This window comes from Nonomuraea sp. NPDC050153 (genome assembly GCF_044460125.1).
Taxonomy (GTDB): Bacteria; Actinomycetota; Actinomycetes; order Streptosporangiales; family Streptosporangiaceae; genus Nonomuraea.
The window spans coordinates 69,684-87,449 of sequence record NZ_JBITJQ010000044.1; the positions used below are offsets into that span (position 1 = coordinate 69,684).

Below are 17,766 nucleotides of genomic sequence, written 5' to 3' on the forward strand. Positions count from 1 at the left end.
ACCTAATCCTGAAGCCGTCGACGGAACGTGAGCGAAGCCCACCACCATCCGGCGGCGCCATAGGCCACCAGCACCCCTACATGCGCGGCCCACGGCCATGACGTCGGCAGACCCAGCATCGCCGCCCGGCACAACTCCACCGCATGCCACAGTGGTGACACATACGCCGCCACTCGCAGCCAGCCCAGCTGCTCCACCGGGAAGAAAACCCCAGAGAACAGCGTCGCGGGAATCATCACGAAACGGAACAGCAACTCGAAATAGCTGTCGTGATCGACCTTGGCCGCGAATGCTGTCACGGGAGCCGCCGTTGCCACCGTCAGCAATGCCGCCAGTACCGGCGTCACCACCACCCACGGCGACGACAACCCCACTCCGACCGCGACGATCCCCAGGAACATCAGGACTGCGATTTCCACCCGGACCACGAGGTAGAGGAACCAGCCCCGCAACAGGTCCCCGATCGACACCCGCGTCGCATACGCGGCGTGCGCCGAGCGATACCCCTTGAACGATGCCATCACTGAATACGTCGACTCACCGATCATCATCTGGAACGCCGTCGACGCCAGCACCCCGGGCACGATCCACTCAACGTAGGAAAAGCCCTGCACCTCGCCCACATAGCGCCCCACCCCCAGCCCGATACTGACCAGGAACAGCAATGGCAGCGCGAACGACGCAAACACCGACGTCCGCCACAGACGTTTGTACAGCACCATGTTCCGCTCGAACACAGCTATCGTCGGATGCGCCATCAGTCCACCAAGGTCCGGCCGGTCAAGTGCAGGAACACATCCTCCAGCGACGAACGCCGAATCAGCACACTGGACGGCGCCATCCCCCGCCGATGCAGCTCATTCACCGCCCCGTCACCGTCCTTTGCATACAGCAGAATCCGGTCCGGCAACAGATCGACCCGATCCCCGATCCCATCCAGCTTCCCCACATACTTCGCCAGCTCATCCGTTCCGAACCGCAGCTCCACCACTTCCGGAGAGGAATACGTCTCGATCAGCCGCCGCGGCGACCCCTCCGCGACAATCCGCCCTCCGTCCATCACCACCAACCGATCACACAACTGCTCGGCCTCATCCATGTAATGCGTCGTCAAGACCAACGTCGTGCCCTGCTGCTTGAGCCGGAACAACCGCTCCCACAACAGATGCCGCGCCTGCGGATCCAACCCCGTCGTCGGCTCATCAAGCAACACCAGCTCCGGGTCGTTCACCAACGCCCGCGCAATCGTCAACCGCCGCCTCATCCCGCCCGACAACGGCTCCACCTTCGACGACGCCTTCTCCGTCAGATGCGCGAACTCCAGCAACTCGACAGCCTTGGCCTGCGCCTGCCCCCGCGACAGACCGAAATAACGGGCATACGTCGTCAGGTTCTCCGTCACCGTCAGATCCAGATCCAGATTTTCCAGCTGCGGGCAAACCCCCAGCCGCGCCCGGATCGCCGAACTCTCCCGCACCGGATCCCGCCCCAGAATCCGCAACGACCCCGCCGACGGCATCGACACACAGCCGATCATCCGCATCGTCGACGACTTCCCCGCCCCATTGGGCCCCAAGAACCCGAACGCCTCACCCGGGGCCACTTCCAAATCGATCCCCGCCACCGCGGTGAACTCCCCGAACCGTTTGACCAGGCCCTGAGCCTGAATAAGCGCTTGCATGGACATGGACCAGATCCTACACACCGAGATGATCTCAGGGGCCGCCATGCTCCTGACCGATACCAGTACCGGCCCGACGCATCGATCAATAGCCTGATTCCCCGCGCCACAGTGCTCCGCAGTCGAGTCTTTCTACAAGCTGCCGAACCTGCCGTCAAGTCGTTCGTGGCAACCATACGGATCGAAATGACCGAGGCATCGTCGCAATCGAAGACGGCAAACTGCTGTTTGCACTCGAGGCGGAAAAGGACAACTCCCCCGCCATGACAGGTAGACCGCTCCCCCACGAACGCCCGCACATCTATGCCTCGCTTGGCATGGCCGCCGGTCCCTGGCAGGGAATACTACGCGCTTGTCCGAGAAGGTCATATCGCTTCGTTCTACCGTGTGAATGCCAGGGGCGAAGCCACGCACCTCGAACAGGTGATGAGAGCCCCCGGGAACCCGGGTTCCGCAGTTCATAGTCGCACATGACGAGTGGGCTGGGAGAATCTGCAGGTAGATGGCCTGCCGGAGGCTTTGGGGAGCCACGAGAAGAGTCGAGAGTGCAGTAACCCGACTTCGTGGATTTCATGTGCATGAGCTCGGTGTTCACGGTGCTGTGTAGTCATGTCCTTGCGGTTCACCCAGCGAACCGACTCTGACTGCAGCGTCGTGCGCTACGTCGCGCCGGCCCATGACCGGCGTGTGGACGGCAAGATCAAGCCGGATGTGCTGACGAACCTGGGCCGGGTCGGCCGTCCGGACGTGGACGGCCTGTTCGGGTCGGCGGCCTCGCTCCGCAAGCACTTTCGGCGACGGCCTGAACGACTCCGGCCAGGCCGATGACGTCGAAGTCGGGCAGCCTGTCGGCAGCGCGCCGATCGAGGTGATCGATTCTCGTACCGACATGATCATTCCTGGCCTTGCCGGGATGGACGACGACCAGGTCCCTCGGGCGATGGACCTGTTGGTGGAGAGCCGTCTGCGCCCAGCATCGCGTACGACACCGAATGGCCGTCCGGCGGCTTGACGGTCAGCTTGCACGGGTCGCCGGAGTGGCCCGCGCGCAAGGTGCGGTAAGCGCCCTCCACGGTGGCGATCACGTGGCCAGGGAGATCTCCAGCCCGGCCAGGCCGGTCTCGGAGCAGGATGGGCAGGCCGGTCCGCTCATGACGTTCTCGCCTCCAGGATGGCCTGGCCGTATCCGTGCTCGTCGGCTTCGGCCGGTGGGCGGGTGCGGCGGCCAGGGACGCGGACGGAGGCGCGTTTGAGCCAGCGGTCGGTGCCGTCGTATCGGGGCCGGAAGGGGACCCGGCCGTGGACGGCCTGGTCGTTGTCGATGACGAGGACCTGCCCGGGGGACAGAGCGACCGAGACGCTCACGCGGGTGAGCTCGGCGGTGAGGCGGCGGTAGGCCTGCTGGTAGGCCGGGGTGGCCCGCTCCAGCGGCGTGTACGCCGGGTCGAAGCGCAGGGTCAGCCCGTCGTCGGCGTGGAACAGGGTGGGGACGGGCGGGGGCGGCTGATGGGCGTAGGACTGGGCCTCGGTGTAGGAGTCATCGGGCAGGATCGGCACCTCCGCCCTGCTCAGGGTCTCGAGGTCGGCATCGTCCAGACGCGTTCTGCGGATGCTCGCCGCTGTCGTCGCGATGCGGTCGTGGTTGCGCATGCAGCCGAGCAGGAGCAGGTTTGCCCGGCCGGGGTGGAAGGCGTCCTCGGTGTGCGGGGAGAGCAGGACGGTGCTGGACGCGCCGGTCTGCTCGCTCTCGTGCCCGCGGGTGGGCACGATGTTGTGTACGAAGCGACCGTCCTGCTGGCCGGGCCAGGCGATGAGGTCGCCCATCGCGGCCGACAGCAGCAGCAGGACGATGTCCTGCACTCCTCCGTCGCCTGCCGTGGCCCAGCTGGAGGGGGTGGCCCCGATCGCCTCGTCGTCGATGGGCAACCCGGTCAGGACGAACAGGCCGTCGGCGGTGTCCACGGGCCGGCACTGATCGAGGGCGGCCTCGCCGAGCATCGGCACGGCTTGACCGACCCGGGCGAACAGCTCTGGGGAGGGTGAGGCGGCACCGCATTCGGCGTAGATCTGCCGGGCTGCCGCGTGCAGCCGCTGGGCGCCGGAGGTGGTCAAGGAGCGCGCGAAAGGCAACGCCTCAATCATCAGGAGGGTCCGTTCCGTTGCGGATGAAATGCGGATTTCGAGAGCACGGCCGTGCCCGGGCCGATCACCCAGCCATACTTTTACACGCGATATTGGTCTTTCTTGTCGCTCACATTGACACCACGAATGCGCTTGCATGCCCACGATCAGCGTCGCTCTTGACCCGTCGGAAGGGCTGGCCGATGCGGAACTGGCTGCCTCGGCTGCGGTGACGCGCGTCGCTTCCCGGGAGCAGCACCGCCGCCCGCGGAGTTCATTGCAGAGGGGTGCCCAGATAGCCGGGGAATCGCCCCTCCGGATCACGAGCAGCCCGGATCCGCTGGAGCCTGGACCAGGCCACATCGGACAGGATTCTGTCCGGGCGGACGGTGAAGTCGCTGTCACCGAGATAGCAGCCGTCCGAGTACGGTGACAACCTGTTCATGACAGAGTCCAACCAGGAGCGGCACCTGTCGTCGTCGGCCGGGCTGCGGCCGGCTACATACGCGGCGAAATACAGGTCGGGGCGCAGCGAGACAGCCATGTCCGGCAAATCTCGCGACATTTGAGGGCTGAAGTCACTGAGAATCACGGACGCTTCGGGTGTGGGCAGGTCGGTGAAGGCCGCTACCAATGCCGGCACCTGTTCCGACGCCTCCCCGACGAGGTAGACGTTGTCCACGAAATAACGAAGGCCCGCGGGGCTGCCGTCTGACTGCTCGGCGAACAAGGCGCTCATGGCCGTCGGCTGAGCAGCCGTGGATTTCAACGCTCTGTCGGCCACTGGGCACGTCTCCAGTGCGGCCAGCGCGGACGGGCCGCCGTCGAAGGACACCCCATCGATGATCACCACAGGAGAGTCGAAGCCGGGCGGAGTGGCTCCGACGGCGAGGAATCCCACAGACGAATCCACGTCGCGCCGTACAGCGTGGAACCAGGTCAGCACCTCGGTAGCCACATCAACCGGATAAACGTACGTGGCTCGGGTCAGGCTCCGGTGGCGGGGGCGAGTGCGCAGCCGGAATTCGGTGACCACGCCGAAGAATCCGGAGCCCGACCCGCGCGCCGCCCAGAACAGATCGGAGTTCTCCGTCTCGGAGCAGCGGACCAACTCTCCGGATGCGGTGACCACGTCCATGGATTCGACGAATTCCACGGCCCAGCCGCCGCCGCGGCAGTTCCAGCCCATCCCGCCCTGCAGGAGAAAGCCGCCCATGCTTACGGTGGGGTGGTGCCCGACGGCGAAGAACCGGCCGTGTGCAGCGAGGAATGGGTCCAGGTCCAGTCCGCTGCGCACAGCGGGGCCGACCGCGGCGATTCCGGTGCCCGCGTCGTAGTGCATCCCGTTGAGTGCAGCCAGGTCGATGAGCAGAGCGTTCTCGCGCAGCGACCATGCGGCCCAGCTGTGTCCACCGGAGCGGACCGATACCTTCCACCCCTCTGCGGCCGCCAGTTTCACCCCGGCCGCCACGTCGGCGGCGTCAGCGGCGCGCAGCACTGCAGCCGGACGTCGCGCGGGCCTGCGACCGTTGAAGATATTCGCAACCGCAGCGTCAGAGAAGCCGACGTCGCCGCTGCGCCAGAAGGCTCCGGTGAAGCCGGTCATCAGCGGCCGTCCGAGAGTGCGAATCGCGCAGCTGCATCGACGATGTTCTCAACGGCCGCCGTGGTGATCAGGCTTTCGTCGTAGTGCACGACCAGGCGCGGGACTGCCTCGTCCAGCCACCACGCGAAGATGAGAGGGTCCGCCAGGCCATGACCACCCGGTGCGGGCAACTGAACCGACTCAGCCTGCGTTCCAGCCAAAGGCGAGCCCCGGAAACCCTCTCCCGTTTGATCGAGTGTCACATGCGCCCCGCTGCCACCGATCGAGGATGCCAGGTCCAGGCCCCAGTACCGTTCGACGATGCTGAGCGGGAGCGCGTATTCGAAGACGTCGAGGCTCTGCCCGAAAACTTCGCGGACTGTTTCAAGCGGGCCGCCCGGCTTGCCGTCGAGGTGCAGGGGGACGCGCTGGACGAACTGTCCGAGCGTCTTGGCCGTGTGCGACAGAGCGCGCCCGTGGTGAGCGACACTCACTCCCACACTCGAGGCACCGGTTACCTCCTTCATGCCCGCCAGAATGGCGGAGGTCACCACTACGAACGGCGTCGCCCGAGCATGTTTCGCGAAATCACACACTCTCGAGAACGCGTCCGCCGGCAGCGCACGACGCACCACCTTCAGCGTGGGCTCGCTCTCCGTCGTGCCGACGATCGGTGCAGTGGGAGGTGGGGTTCCGAACCTTTCGGTGTACGAAAGCCAGAACGCTCTGCGCTCCTCACCCCATCGGCCGGCGAACTCCTGCCGGAGCAGCGTGGCGAATTCTTGATAGGAATCAGCGCCCTCAGTTGCATAGCTGATCCGTTCGCCCGCGACGGCACGCTCGTAAAGCTCGCTTAATTCTGCTACGAGATAATTCCACGAGGTGAGATCGGTGATGAGGTGGTCCAGCGCTATCCCGAACAAATGCTTCTGGTCGTCGCGCTGCACGACAACGGCGCGCGACAAGCCTACTGCGTCGAGGCTGAAAGGGGCCCCGACGAGGGTCCGGCGCATCGTCTCGAGCGCTTCATCGTCCGTATCGGCCGTGTGGAACTCCACCTCGGTCAGCACGTCTTCGTACGTGCACGCCTCGTCCGGTGAGGGGTACGCTCTGCGCATGACGTCATGACGCAGGCACAGGACACGCCACGCCGCACGCAGAGCGGCGAGTTCCAGCCGTCCGGTCAGCCAGGTCGCGGAGTAGACCAAGTTGTGCCAGTGCGCGTAGTCCCCGGCCAGCCGAGCCATCTCGACGAACGATGTCGGACCCCGCGTGGCCTTACCCCAGCCCACCGGCATTCCTCTTCCTCCTCAGCTTAGGCATTACGCTCGGGCGCGGTGGCGACTTCAGTCGAGCAGGGCGATGGCCCTGCTGAGCTTGTCGACCAGTTCAATCGACTCGTCGGTGGTGATGGTCAACGGAGGCGCGATCCGCATCACGCCGCGCTCGGCGCGCACGAGAAGGCCGCCTTGCATGGCTGCCGTCGCGATGGCTTCCGCCGACTCCGGCGAGTCGGCCTCGATGGCGATGACGAGCCCCAGCCCGCGAATGTCGGCGATCTTCGGATGCGATCGGAAGGCATCAAGACCTGCCCGGATTCCGGCACCCTGTGCCGCCGAATTCTCCACGAGTTTCTCTTCGGCCATGACGTCGAGCACGGCATTGGCAACTGCGGCCGCGACCGCGTGCCCGCCCGTCGTGTGCCCGTAGCGGAGACCCTGGGCGACCGGGGCGTTCCTGAAGGTCTCCTTGATCGCCGTCGTGGCCGTCACCGCGGCGAGCGGGATCAGCCCGCTGCTGATCCCCTTGCTCGTGACGACGATGTCGGGAGTGATGCCGTCGTGGTCGAACCCGAACATCCGGCCGGTACGGCCGAAACCGCTGAAGATCTCGTCCAGGATGAGCAACGTCCCGTGCTCGTCGCACAGCCGCCGCAGTCCGGCCAGGAACCCCTCGGGGAGCACAGTGCAGCCGCCCAGCCCCAGCAGCGGCTCGACGATGACCGCTGCGGCCGGCGTCCCGCTTTCGAGTGCCCGCGAGAAGAGCGCGAGCAGTGCTTCGGCGCCTTCCGTCGTGCGCAGCGCACGAGGCGCCGTGGGCAGGGCCACGTGATCCACCGGGAACCGGTTCGGCCAGTCGTTCAGGGTGAACGGCAGCCTCGACAGCTCCTGGCCGAGGGCGGTGGTGCCGTGGTATCCGGCTTCGAAGGAGATGATGCGCTCGCGATTCTCGCCAAGGTGGCGCCAGTACTGCCAACAGATCTTGAGCGCTGCCTCGATCCCCTCCGAACCGCTGTTGACGAGGAAGCTCTCATTCAGATCGCCCGGCATGATCTCGGCGAGCCGCCTTGCCAGAGTCTCGGCGGGCTGGTGAGAGGCGGCCATCGGATCGTAATGGGCGAGCAGCTGCATCTGGTTCACTGCGGCCTCGATCAGCCGAGGATGCCCGTGGCCGCACGACACGTTCAGAACACCTGAAATGCCGTCCAGGTACCAGGTGCCGTCCGCGCCGCGCACCCGGCATCCGCGCGCCTCGGTGATCTGCAGCTCAACCTGCTGGGTGACCGGCGTCCAAGGCCGCCAGAGAGAACTCGAAGAAGTCGATCGGCTCATGGCGTTGCCCTCCGTGAGTCTGGTCATCGGGATTTGCCGTGCGGAATGGATTGCGGACTTCGAACCGGTTCGGTGTCGATGACTCGAAGAGGAGGCTGGCCCCAAGATCGGATGTACATTGCTGTCAACCTACGAGGCATGCCCTGCCCGAAGTACTGACAAATGACAGGAACCTGTGGGGCTCAAGAAAAGATTCGGCTCCTGACCCGAAAGTTCTCGGTAGTGGTCAGAGGGCGATCTGGTACTCGTTGACGAGTCGCAGCCAGGGATGCCGTGGTCGCTGTCCATGCCGAGAGAGAAGGTCACCGGATCGCCTCAGCAGGCACGCTCGGTGACCACCATGCGCAATTCCGATGTGTATCGTTCGCCGTCTCCGTCGGAGAGCCAACACTCCTGCGGCGCCGGCAACATCTCGGTGAAGGAGATGTCGCCATCCGATCCGTCCTTCGCCATACGCCGGATCGTGCTGGCCAGGCTGTTGATCAACGGCAGGCTCGTGAAGTCCACGTACGCCGGCTTGGTCTCCAAGGAGACAGAGTAGAACGCTCGCCGAGGCAGGTTGTTTCGGGCTACCCACTCCCGCATCCGCAGATAGCGAAGCTGTTCGTTGAGTTCGCCGCGGACCGCCGCGTAAGCCCAACTGCACTCGCTCGGCGAAAAACGCCAAGTCTCCCGAGCGACGACGAGCCGCCCAATGGATACGCGCGGGTGGTGCTGCCGTCTCGGCAACATCCGGAACGCGTTCACCGAGACCATGGACAGGTAATCGCCAAGCACCTCGGACAGCGGATAGCGCCGGTCATCGACATCGCTTCGAACCATGAGCGTTTCGTCGACCCGTGCCACCGTGAGTGCGCCCAGAGGAATCACGTCGCCCGGCACGTGGGACACATCGTCAGCGCTCCGAGTCCAGTACCGGTAGTGCGGCGACATCAGCGACGCAGGCAAGATGGTCCGGGTGAGATCTTCCCAAGCGCGAGGAACAATCAGCACCATCCGCTCCTCGCCGACGGCAGCATGAGTCATCGCCAGAAGGCGATCCGGGTCGGGGTGCTGGTCGGCGAACGTCTGGATCTCGACCGTATTGTGCGTCATGTGGAGCTCTCCCAGCACGAACTGGTAGTCGCCACGGCTGATCGCGTCGATGGATTCAGCGCCGAGCAGGACATCCGGAGAATGGTGCAGCCCACGCGCCCACGGTGGCGCCGATGTAGCGAACTCAGCCCGGACCTGATCAACGATCTCAGCGGGCTCGACCCTGTACCGCTGCACCCCATCGGGGATCGCCAGGATCCCCGCCCAGCGCCGCTGCAGCTCCTCGACAGCATCCCGAACGAGGGGCGGAAGGTCCCGATCAAGGTAGAAGTCGCGGGTGGCCAGCGCCAGCAGCCGTGCGAGCGGAACCTCGGCGGTGCCGAGCATGAGACAGGCTCGGTCATACAAGGCGTCAAGCCGGCTGAGATAGCCGCGCGCGATACGGGAAGCGAGCCATCGCACACTGTCCAGGACGAGTGAGAGCGGCTCACCCAGCTCATTGAGCATGTCACCACTCAGCGTGACAGCAATATTGCGAACGGTGTCTTCGTAGACTGTTGTTCGCGCACCGTACGTCTTCCCATGTGAACGAACGGCACTGCTGCCGGTCAGTTGCTGAAACTCGACGTGCAGCTTCTCCAGCGCGCCTCTGAGTCGTGTCGGATCGCCGGCAGCGGCGGCGACATCGTCCTTCGCCCGGATGAGCCGATCGAGATCGTCAAGGGCCCGTTGCCTGGCTTCCGGCTCCGGCACTCGGGCCAGCCGGGCCCGGAGGCGCTGCTCTGATCGGGCTTCGACAGGCCCCTCGAAGTCAAGTCGTAACAGATCCCGGTCGCACAGCTCGTCGAGAAGTACCAGCAGTTGCTCCTCGTCGACCGCCAGTTCCTCGGCGATCTCCCGCACTGTGCGCACACCGTCGCATCGCTGCAGTATGGCGGCGGTATCCGCAGAGAGCGGCACCCGTTCACCGCTCGCGAGTACGACATGGTCGTCGTGGAATCGATGGGCGGGTACCCGGCGCGGCGGAACACCATGCCGCAGCTCGGGCCGCCCGGCCAGGGCCGCACCCACCGCGTCGATGCCCCATACCTCGAAGGAAACGCTGCGTCGACTCAGCAGAGACGACCCCACAAGCATCGACGGTCGGGTAGCGCTGGCATCCCACTCGGCCCAGCCCACCGGACCGAAGAACCCGATCGAGTCATTCTTTGTGGTGTACCGCTGCAGGTAGTTGGCGATCGCCATCTCCCGCCGGCGCACTGCGCTGTCGCGGCCGCCGTGCTTGGCTCCGCCCCAGTCGAGGCAGGTGTCGAGAAAGTGAGGGTTCTGCCAGACAACGGCTTCACGCAGGCGCGGATCGGTAGCGACGGATTGGACAGCGTCAGCGATTCGGGTTAGCGCCACGGCGAACTCGGCTTCGTATCCGGCCACATCATCGCACTGGGCCTGATCGGCCTTCGCCTTTATGCACTGATCTGCAGCCGAAGCAAGTAGCGGATCGCTGATCGCCTCGACCTGGCGGACCGGGAACCCCGCACCTCTGAGGAGCATGCCGCGCCAGACGGACCAATCTCCGCCCGGCAGGGGGAAGAAATCAGAGGCAGTCACCGACCCCCTCCTAGAAATCGCGCCAAAAAGCGTCAAAGAAGGCGTCCTTCGCGAGAAAGGTAATCGAAAATCACCTTGTCAACGGCCGATACGCGGTCACGATCTGCATACGTGAGCCAGATGATCTCTGCGATCTCCTGGCTGGGCGCGGGCGTACCCCGGTAGTCAGCAGAATAACATGTCATCTGCACAATCGTCCCAAGCGAATGGCCGTGGGCCTGAGCCTCGAAAGTTCCCACATACTTGGCGCTCGACGGAATAATCGCGATGGTCAACTCCTCGCGAATCTCCCGGACGAGGGTATCGATATCCCCCTCCCCCGCCTCACGCTTCCCGCCGGGGATGTAATACACATCCTTCCCCTTGGAACGAGTACTTAAGATCTTACCGTCCACCACGTTTATCCATGCGATCTTGTCGATCACCTGACCCACGGTCACCTCCTGTCGACCTGCAATGAGTATGCGAGAGCGGCGGCTCCAGGCACCCGCCCTCGGCCTCCAAGCCCATTCGATCCGAAGAGCGCGAGAAAAGCATCAGAACCACTTTTCAATCTCTACGGCTGCGCCATCCTTCCCGACCGGAAGGGTAGTGTGATCGGCCAGCTCCTTCAGCGCCACCGGAGCGTGTCCCATGACGACGCCCCGGCCTGCCCACAGAATCATTTCCTTGTCGTTGTATCCATCCCCGATCGCGAGAGCATCAGCCGGACTCACGCCAAGCAAAGCAGCCACCTTGTCCAGGCCGGAGGCCTTGGACACCCCCTGCGGTCCGAGATCGAGCCATGCGTCGAAACCGACCGCATAGCTGACATCCCGAACGCTGAGATGCTCCGTCAGACCGTGGAAGTCCTCACGCGTCAGGTTGGGATCCCGAATGACAACGCGAACCACACGGTCGGCGAAGACGGTGCTGAGATCGACCAGGATCTTGTCCAGGTTCGAAATCAGTTGCGGGCCCAGTATCTCGTCTTCCGGAAATGGGTGGGTGACAACATACCCGACGTCGACCACCTCGACGGCGATGCGCGCCGCAGGTACGTATTCGAGCAATGTGGCCAGCACGGACCTGGCATCGAAAGTGGATGTGGCAAGAACCTCGCCTTGGGGCATGGTCACGACAACAGACCCATTGCTGCACACCGCCAGGCCGTCCGGAAGGCCGATCTCGCGGAAGAAATCTACCACTTCGAAGTGGGCCCGCCCTGTTGCGAGCACCAGATGACAACCGGAATCGACGGCACGCCGGAGAGCCCGGCGAACTCGGTCGGTCACCGGGCGTCCCGGCTCGACAAGGGTGCCGTCGATGTCCAGCACCAGCATCTTCGGCGGACCAGTCCACCTGCTGTCCATTCCCTGTCCTATCTTCAGCACCGGACCGACAGTAAGTACTTCAACAGGCCCACTCCTGAGCAATACGCCCGCTTCAGCGTTCAAGGCAACGGGAATGGTGTGACTTGGCATAGGACGTCTTTCTCGGCAGCCGCTCCGAGTGGTCGAGGCCATGACGCCCTGCATTCCGACTATGCGTAACGCGGCGGCCCGAGCTCCAGACGCTTGCGCATCGTCGCCAGATCGCCACGAAATCCGTGCATGTTCTCCAACCACCACGTGAGTCCGATATCGGCGTAAGACTTCACTAGTAGTCTGTCATGGTCACTTCGATCGCCCTCCGTGTACCCGCCAATGACGAAGTCGAAATCTTGGCCCGCGACGCGATGTTGCTGGACATACGAGATGATCTCACCGTAGGTCTCCGGCGAGATCATCGTCGGCGTCCAGGCTTTCCTGCGTTCGAGCGAAAGACGCCCTGGGATTATGCCGTCCCATCGAGCCGCCCTCCGGAAAGGGCGTCTGTTCGGCCAGTAGCCGCCGACCCAGATGGGGATCCTGGGCTCCTGGACCGGGCGCGGCGAGAAAATGCATTCCCTCACTTGGAAATGGCTTCCGTGGAAGCTGAACGGCTCCCCAGACCAGAGGCCGGTGATGATGTGGAGCGCCTCGTCCAGCTTTTCGGCCCGGATTCTCTCATCGCCCTCCTCACCAAAATCCTCGAACTCGGAGTCCCTGGGGTAGCCGAGGCCCACGCCGAGGATGAACCGGCCCCCGGAAAGGTGGTCCAACGTCACCGCTTCGCGCGCAACCTTCCACGGGCGGCGACGGGCCAGAGGTGTCACCATGGGTCCGAAGCGAATCGACGTGGTGCTCGCGGCGACTGCGGCCAGGCTAATCCACGGATCGACGATCGGACCGTGATATCCCCGCATGAAGAGCAGGTGATCCCAGATGAAAAACCCATCCCAGCCGGCATCCTCGGCTTGCTTGGCAAGATCCGCAAGTCGCCGTGGATCGGCGTATTCCCCATGTGGGGGGACAGAAATGCCGTACTTGACCTCAGCACGCTGTGCACTCATCGACATGGCGGTATCTCCTCATCTCGTGCTGATTCCGCTGCCGGGCATTCCACCGGATAAAGAATTGCCTCCGGAGCGCAGTGGGCGCAGCGGAGAGCCCTGCCATCGACACCGCTGTCGCACCAGCAAACTCGCACATCGCGACGATGAGCTGAGAGCCGACGCTACGCCATCCCTGCCATGCCAGCCACGAACCCGGTATTGGCAGCCTGATCTGCCAGACCCAGATGAATCGCGGCCGGCACATCCTCGTCGAGGATCGGGGCGCGCTCGGGGTCAACGAGCACGTCGAGATTCAGCAGTTCCGCCGCGGCACACAGATCCTTGGGCATGCCGTACGCGAATCCGCCCACCTCCAGCATCGAATCGCAGCCGATGACGATTCCTTGCCACATTCAGTACCGCTGATCTCGGGCGAGACGTTCATCACGCCCAGGCTGCCCTCGACCCTCTGGGCCGGTTCTGGAGTCCGGGGCGGTTAAAGGTTGCGCAGCACCTGGACGTTGCTGCGCTGAAGCAGCTCGACATCTCCCGCAGCGTAGGACGTGTCTGTGATCACGGTCTGATCCGACGGCCCGCGGCTGCACATGCACATGTGGCGTCCCGTGGCTGAGACCTGTGCGGCCCTGGCTCCACCACTGCTGACGATCTCCAGGGCGATGTCCTTGACCAGGTGCTCCTGGATCTGGAACCGCCTGCTGTAGGCCTGCACCAGGCGCGGAAACTTTCCGAGTCCTAGAATTCGGTCGCCTGGCAGGTAGATGATGTCCACCTTTCCGTAGAAAGGCAGGAAGTGGTGAGCGCAGATGGAGAAGTAGTTGATATCACGGACCCGCACGGCCCCGGCGTGCTCTCCTTCGACGGTACACGTGGTCTTCAAGATTTTGGACGTGTCCACCTCGTACCCGCTGAGCAGTTCCCGGTAGGCCCGGACGATGCGGGGTTCACATTCCTCTTCCTCGAACCAGTCAAGCGCCCGCTTGTCAGCGGTGACGTTCTTCTCGATCCACTCGGCGATAGACACTCGTACTCCGATCCGTTGTGATCAACTAGTTCTAGTGTCCGAGATGATAAATTTCGCGATGTAATGCTCCAGAGGCAGCTCTCGTGCCATCAGCAGCACCTCGCGCCCCAGCCTGTGAGTTGCTTCCGCGTCGATGCCGGGCTGGTCGGCCCAGGGAATCCTGGCGATCCAGTCCTGCAAGGGCATCTCGTACAGCGAGAGGCCGGCGGTCAGGTCGGCGAGTTCGGCGATGGACACCTCCTGCTCGGCCAGGTTCTGCCACCACCCGAGGCGGAGCTTGCGATGCTCATCCGGGGTGAACGCCCGGACCCCGCCGTCATAAATCGCGCAACGCTCGAACAGACTGCCCACGCTCCGCAGCCGGGCAGCCTCGTACTCCGGAGCGCTGTGTACGGGCGATCGAACGAGATCGAAGGGGAAGCGCTCGAACGCGGTCCTCGTGGCGGGATCCGGCAGTTCGAAGAGCGATTCGAAGGCCACGATGTTGATCCTCGGTCCGTTCCGCTCGCCGGACGCGGCCACCGACTCACAGAGCTTGCGAATACCGAGTCTCGAGCCGATCGTGAATATCCAGACCGAACTCAGCCCAGGGCAACGCGCCGGGGAGTACTCCCGCAGGTGTTTTAACACCCGGCTGAGCGTCATGCCTGTCCCGATGATGTCGCCGAGGAACAGGACGGTGGCGGAGCTCAGTTCCCACCGTTCATAGGTGAGTTCGACCGGCGTGCCGGCGCTCCTGTCGGTGCCTACGAAGCTCACCGTGGGATCGGTGCCGAAAACCTCCGCGAGCGAGTCCTCGAGACCGAAGCTCAACCCTCCTCGGAGCACGTTGAGAACCGCCGCCTGGTCAAGCCTCGCCTCGACGGGCTGGATCTCCCCTGCGGCTACGAGACCGCGTAACGCTTGAACCACGGCACTCTTGACCAGTCGCCGGTACCTATGACCCGTGACGGCCGGATCTGTGAGCAGTCTCCGAGAGGGCTCCGTCGAGCAGATCAACGTGCGCAGCGGGCCAGGCGTGTGCTCATAAAGACTGACGTCCTCAGTACGAAGTACAGGCCTCATGATTTGATCGCCGGCTTCCTCTCGGCCCTGCCTGCCAGTTTTGCGATGAGACGTTCGATCCGGTAAGAGGACTCGATGCCATCGATGGTCTTGACCGAGTCGAGTGCGGGTTCGTCATTCACCACCTTGGCAATGAGCACCTGGGCGCGTCCCAGGACGTCCTTTGGCATCCCGGCTACCTCCCGCACGACAACAGCGTTGATTCCGACCGCTTCGAACAGGCTCTCCCAGTCAAGGTTCTCGCTCCCGCTGGGCAGGCCTCCGGCTGACTCATAGATACCGTTGTCCACGATGATGAGGACGTGATTTTCCAGCCCCGGCAGCACGCGCCCCAGGGTTGGCAGCACCGAAAGATTCATCAGGAAGCTACCGTCGGTGTCTATTCCTGCGATCGGCACCGACGGAGCGCCCAGAGCCATTCCTGCGGACAGCGCGGCCACGTCACCCATCGTGTCAGTGAAGAGAGTCCGCTCCGCGGCGAGATGAAAAAGTTCCTCACTCGTGCGCCCGAGCGCCGATACAAAAATGCAGTCAGCGGGGAGCCGGTCGCGCAGCGCGGCCAAGAACTCGGAAGTGCGCATCAACTTCCTCGCAGCTGTGCCAGGAATGGCGGGTTCGCGATCAGAGCAACTGATCGTTGGCCGGTATCCAACGTGGCATAAGCTCTCCGAAGGATGTCAGGGAAGTCTTTCATGCCATCAATCTCAGCCGTTACAACGGGCAGCATGCGGAGATGCGGATGCATGGTCTCCTCGTGGGGCACGCCCCACCAGTTCGCTTCCCCGAACGCTCCTCTCCGACTCAGCAGCATGACCATGTGGAGCCGATGGCTCATCGTCAGCCTGGCCAAGGTCTCACAGGCTCGCCGGAGGCCGGAGTTCTCCATGAGCACCAGGCTCCGTGCGCCAGCCAGCCTTGCCCCGCTCGCAAGCCCCACCGCGGTCGCTTCATCGCCGCACGGTATGTAGGAGATCTGGCGGCGGGCTGCCGAATAGCGATGCAGCGGATTGAGCAGAGAGTCGGGAGTCCCGGTGATCATCCGTACACCCGCCTCGGCGATCGCCGCATAGGCCTGGCCGGCGGTCATCAGTGCTGCTCAGCGGTCGAGAGCAGCTCGACGATGATATTCGTGTAATTGGTCGTACCGACGTTTTTGAGCAGGTGCGCCAGGCCGGCTTGATGGTAGACCGCGTCTCCGATCTTGTCGTCTCCCGGAATCACGGTCGAGTCGACGTTTACCGTCTCCGTCTGCCCTCCCTCGACAACGACGTAGACGTAATCACAAGGATGCTGGTGAATTGTGGTCTGCTCACCCGGCGCCAGCTCCAGCAGCCAGAGACGAACTCGGTCGTCCTGATACAAAAGCTTGGTTCCGACTTGTTCGATATCACCCTGCATCGACGCCTCCACAAAATCGTGACCATTTTTTAAGGCTTTTAAGCTAAGGGCGGGTAGTGACGCTGTCAAGCCTCGAACTCGAAGCAGCCACTCATACCAGAAGACGGTATGTTCCGAGCTGCATTTAGTTATGCTGTCCGACCGTCTGGATCACAGACTTCCTAGCAGCACAGGGTCGATATCGCCAGGGGCGAGTACATCGTCGGGGCGCGGTGATACGCACGGCTGCCTTCATTGATTGTCGACTACCGAGTGGGAGCAGCGGCCTCTCTGTAAATGCGACTGGTGCCGAGTATGCAGGCTCGCCGACAGTGCCCCGTACTGAAACCTGCCAGTATTGGTGTCGGCGACTCATGGGTTCACGCGCCTTTGCCCAGCGTGCCGGCTGTGCGATTTGTGAGTCGTCAGATCGAGCTTGTGGTCAGCTGCGGCCACCGGGGCTGGAGCCTTCACATGTCGTGAGACCTGGTAGCGGCGGGCGGTCTGTTGGGTGCCCATGCCGTGAGGCTGTTGGCGATCTCTTTTGGGTGCGGCTCTCCCTCAGTGAATGCCTGAGCTGGGCTTTTGTGGTCGTGACTGTTTGATCCGGGAACCGCCTTTTACTGTGAGTGCAGACCCGTGAGGCGGTGGTGACGATGAGCTCGTTGCTCGAGGAACTGGCACGGCGCGAAGCCGCTGCCCGCCGGCGAATCGAGGAGATCCGCGAGCAGATCGCCGCGCTCACCTCACAGATGCAGGACGAGCAGGACCGCTTGTCACGGCTGACGATCACACGGGAGACCGTCGAGGAAATCCTGGGCGAAGCGGTCCAGCTGCTCGATGAGCCCAATGGACAGGCCGAGGCCGCCGACGCGGCCGGCACCGTGCCGTCGGCACAGCCGCCGGTGCTGGGTGTGGTGACGGTGCCGCACTGGCAACCCGGCATGAATACGGCGGTGCTGCCGCGCGCGTACCGGGACGCGGTGGAGATCATGGCCGATGCCGGGCGGGCGATACGGGCCGGGCAGATCGCGGTGGCGATGGGACTGCCGGATGAGGCCGCCAAGCGGGAAGGGCTGCGCTCCAAGCTGAAGCGGCTGGTGGAACGCGGCTGGGCGAAGGAAGAAGGGCCGGGACTGTTCACGGTGACCGATCCGGTGGCCCGCGAGATGGCCGGGCAGGATGGCGTGGCGTCACGGGACGCAATCGCGTCGTCACCGGGCGGGTGATTGTGGCGGGGCTCTC

The 17,766-nt window shown here is 63.9% G+C and carries 17 protein-coding genes; 1 reads left to right on the plus strand and 16 read right to left on the minus strand.

Annotated features, from left to right (window positions below; translation table 11 throughout):
• Window positions 1-2: 2 nt before the first annotated feature.
• From ACIBQ1_RS54910 to ACIBQ1_RS54985, 16 genes are all read right to left on the minus strand, one after another.
• Window positions 3-758, minus strand: a complete 756-nt coding sequence (locus ACIBQ1_RS54910; protein WP_397290808.1) for an ABC transporter permease — start codon at window positions 756-758, stop codon at window positions 3-5.
• Window positions 758-1,687: an ABC transporter ATP-binding protein gene (locus ACIBQ1_RS54915; protein ID WP_397290810.1), complete on the minus strand. Its 930-nt coding sequence runs from the start codon at window positions 1,685-1,687 to the stop codon at window positions 758-760. Before ACIBQ1_RS54915 ends, ACIBQ1_RS54910 begins: the two co-directional genes overlap by 1 nt.
• A gap of 1,143 nt (window positions 1,688-2,830) precedes the next feature.
• The gene (locus ACIBQ1_RS54920) at window positions 2,831-3,823 is read right to left on the minus strand and encodes a TauD/TfdA family dioxygenase (protein WP_397290812.1); all 993 of its coding nucleotides are present in this window, start codon (window positions 3,821-3,823) and stop codon (window positions 2,831-2,833) included.
• Between the two features lie 253 nt (window positions 3,824-4,076).
• Entirely contained in the window at window positions 4,077-5,408 is a 1,332-nt protein-coding gene (locus ACIBQ1_RS54925) for an FAD-binding oxidoreductase (protein WP_397290814.1), read from the minus strand.
• Window positions 5,408-6,634: a condensation domain-containing protein gene (locus ACIBQ1_RS54930; RefSeq protein WP_397290816.1), complete on the minus strand. Its 1,227-nt coding sequence runs from the start codon at window positions 6,632-6,634 to the stop codon at window positions 5,408-5,410. Before ACIBQ1_RS54930 ends, ACIBQ1_RS54925 begins: the two co-directional genes overlap by 1 nt.
• 99 nt (window positions 6,635-6,733) lie before the next feature.
• A complete protein-coding gene (locus ACIBQ1_RS54935) occupies window positions 6,734-8,026 on the minus strand; it encodes an aspartate aminotransferase family protein (RefSeq protein WP_397290818.1) in 1,293 nt (430 codons plus the stop codon).
• 288 nt (window positions 8,027-8,314) lie between these two features.
• Window positions 8,315-10,642: a lantibiotic dehydratase gene (locus tag ACIBQ1_RS54940; RefSeq protein ID WP_397290820.1), complete on the minus strand. Its 2,328-nt coding sequence runs from the start codon at window positions 10,640-10,642 to the stop codon at window positions 8,315-8,317.
• Window positions 10,643-10,674: 32 nt separating this feature from the next.
• Complete coding sequence (locus ACIBQ1_RS54945; RefSeq protein WP_397290822.1) at window positions 10,675-11,076, minus strand: NUDIX domain-containing protein; 402 nt, start codon at window positions 11,074-11,076, stop codon at window positions 10,675-10,677.
• Between the two features lie 102 nt (window positions 11,077-11,178).
• Entirely contained in the window at window positions 11,179-12,015 is an 837-nt protein-coding gene (locus tag ACIBQ1_RS54950; RefSeq protein ID WP_397290824.1) for an HAD family hydrolase, read from the minus strand.
• A 149-nt stretch (window positions 12,016-12,164) separates the two neighbouring features.
• Window positions 12,165-13,061, minus strand: coding sequence for an LLM class flavin-dependent oxidoreductase (locus tag ACIBQ1_RS54955; RefSeq protein WP_397290825.1), 897 nt, complete (start codon window positions 13,059-13,061; stop codon window positions 12,165-12,167).
• 158 nt (window positions 13,062-13,219) lie between these two features.
• Window positions 13,220-13,450 carry a hypothetical protein gene (locus ACIBQ1_RS54960; RefSeq protein ID WP_397290827.1) on the minus strand — a complete coding sequence of 77 codons (231 nt, stop codon included), beginning with the start codon at window positions 13,448-13,450 and terminating at the stop codon, window positions 13,220-13,222.
• Window positions 13,451-13,533: 83 nt separating this feature from the next.
• Entirely contained in the window at window positions 13,534-14,079 is a 546-nt protein-coding gene (folE, locus tag ACIBQ1_RS54965; RefSeq protein WP_397290829.1) for a GTP cyclohydrolase I, read from the minus strand.
• A 21-nt stretch (window positions 14,080-14,100) separates the two neighbouring features.
• Window positions 14,101-14,892, minus strand: coding sequence for a hypothetical protein (locus tag ACIBQ1_RS54970; RefSeq protein ID WP_397290831.1), 792 nt, complete (start codon window positions 14,890-14,892; stop codon window positions 14,101-14,103).
• Between the two features lie 248 nt (window positions 14,893-15,140).
• On the minus strand, window positions 15,141-15,725 hold the full coding sequence (locus tag ACIBQ1_RS54975) for a thiamine pyrophosphate-dependent enzyme (RefSeq protein WP_397290832.1): 585 nt from the start codon (window positions 15,723-15,725) through the stop codon (window positions 15,141-15,143).
• Complete coding sequence (locus ACIBQ1_RS54980) at window positions 15,725-16,231, minus strand: hypothetical protein (protein ID WP_397290834.1); 507 nt, start codon at window positions 16,229-16,231, stop codon at window positions 15,725-15,727. Before ACIBQ1_RS54980 ends, ACIBQ1_RS54975 begins: the two co-directional genes overlap by 1 nt.
• Complete coding sequence (locus tag ACIBQ1_RS54985; protein ID WP_397290836.1) at window positions 16,231-16,542, minus strand: cupin domain-containing protein; 312 nt, start codon at window positions 16,540-16,542, stop codon at window positions 16,231-16,233. The genes ACIBQ1_RS54980 and ACIBQ1_RS54985 overlap by 1 nt, the downstream gene beginning before the upstream one ends.
• Before the next feature lie 635 nt (window positions 16,543-17,177).
• Here ACIBQ1_RS54985 and ACIBQ1_RS54990 point away from each other — a divergent pair.
• Window positions 17,178-17,750, plus strand: a complete 573-nt coding sequence (locus tag ACIBQ1_RS54990) for a hypothetical protein (RefSeq protein WP_397290838.1) — start codon at window positions 17,178-17,180, stop codon at window positions 17,748-17,750.
• The last annotated feature ends 16 nt before the right edge of the window (window positions 17,751-17,766 follow it).

Bases quoted from the DNA above. Each gene is read 5' to 3' on its own strand.
- ACIBQ1_RS54910 (WP_397290808.1), bottom strand. From the start codon at position 758: ATGGCGCATCCGACGATAGCTGTGTTCGAGCGGAACATGGTGCTGTAC.
- ACIBQ1_RS54915 (WP_397290810.1), bottom strand. From the start codon at position 1,687: ATGTCCATGCAAGCGCTTATTCAGGCTCAGGGCCTGGTCAAACGGTTC.
- ACIBQ1_RS54920 (WP_397290812.1), bottom strand. From the start codon at position 3,823: ATGATTGAGGCGTTGCCTTTCGCGCGCTCCTTGACCACCTCCGGCGCC.
- ACIBQ1_RS54925 (WP_397290814.1), bottom strand. From the start codon at position 5,408: ATGACCGGCTTCACCGGAGCCTTCTGGCGCAGCGGCGACGTCGGCTTC.
- ACIBQ1_RS54930 (WP_397290816.1), bottom strand. From the start codon at position 6,634: ATGGCTCGGCTGGCCGGGGACTACGCGCACTGGCACAACTTGGTCTAC.
- ACIBQ1_RS54935 (WP_397290818.1), bottom strand. From the start codon at position 8,026: ATGACCAGACTCACGGAGGGCAACGCCATGAGCCGATCGACTTCTTCG.
- ACIBQ1_RS54955 (WP_397290825.1), bottom strand. From the start codon at position 13,061: ATGTCGATGAGTGCACAGCGTGCTGAGGTCAAGTACGGCATTTCTGTC.
- ACIBQ1_RS54960 (WP_397290827.1), bottom strand. From the start codon at position 13,450: ATGTGGCAAGGAATCGTCATCGGCTGCGATTCGATGCTGGAGGTGGGC.
- ACIBQ1_RS54975 (WP_397290832.1), bottom strand. From the start codon at position 15,725: ATGCGCACTTCCGAGTTCTTGGCCGCGCTGCGCGACCGGCTCCCCGCT.
- ACIBQ1_RS54980 (WP_397290834.1), bottom strand. From the start codon at position 16,231: ATGACCGCCGGCCAGGCCTATGCGGCGATCGCCGAGGCGGGTGTACGG.
- ACIBQ1_RS54985 (WP_397290836.1), bottom strand. From the start codon at position 16,542: ATGCAGGGTGATATCGAACAAGTCGGAACCAAGCTTTTGTATCAGGAC.
- ACIBQ1_RS54990 (WP_397290838.1), top strand. From the start codon at position 17,178: ATGAGCTCGTTGCTCGAGGAACTGGCACGGCGCGAAGCCGCTGCCCGC.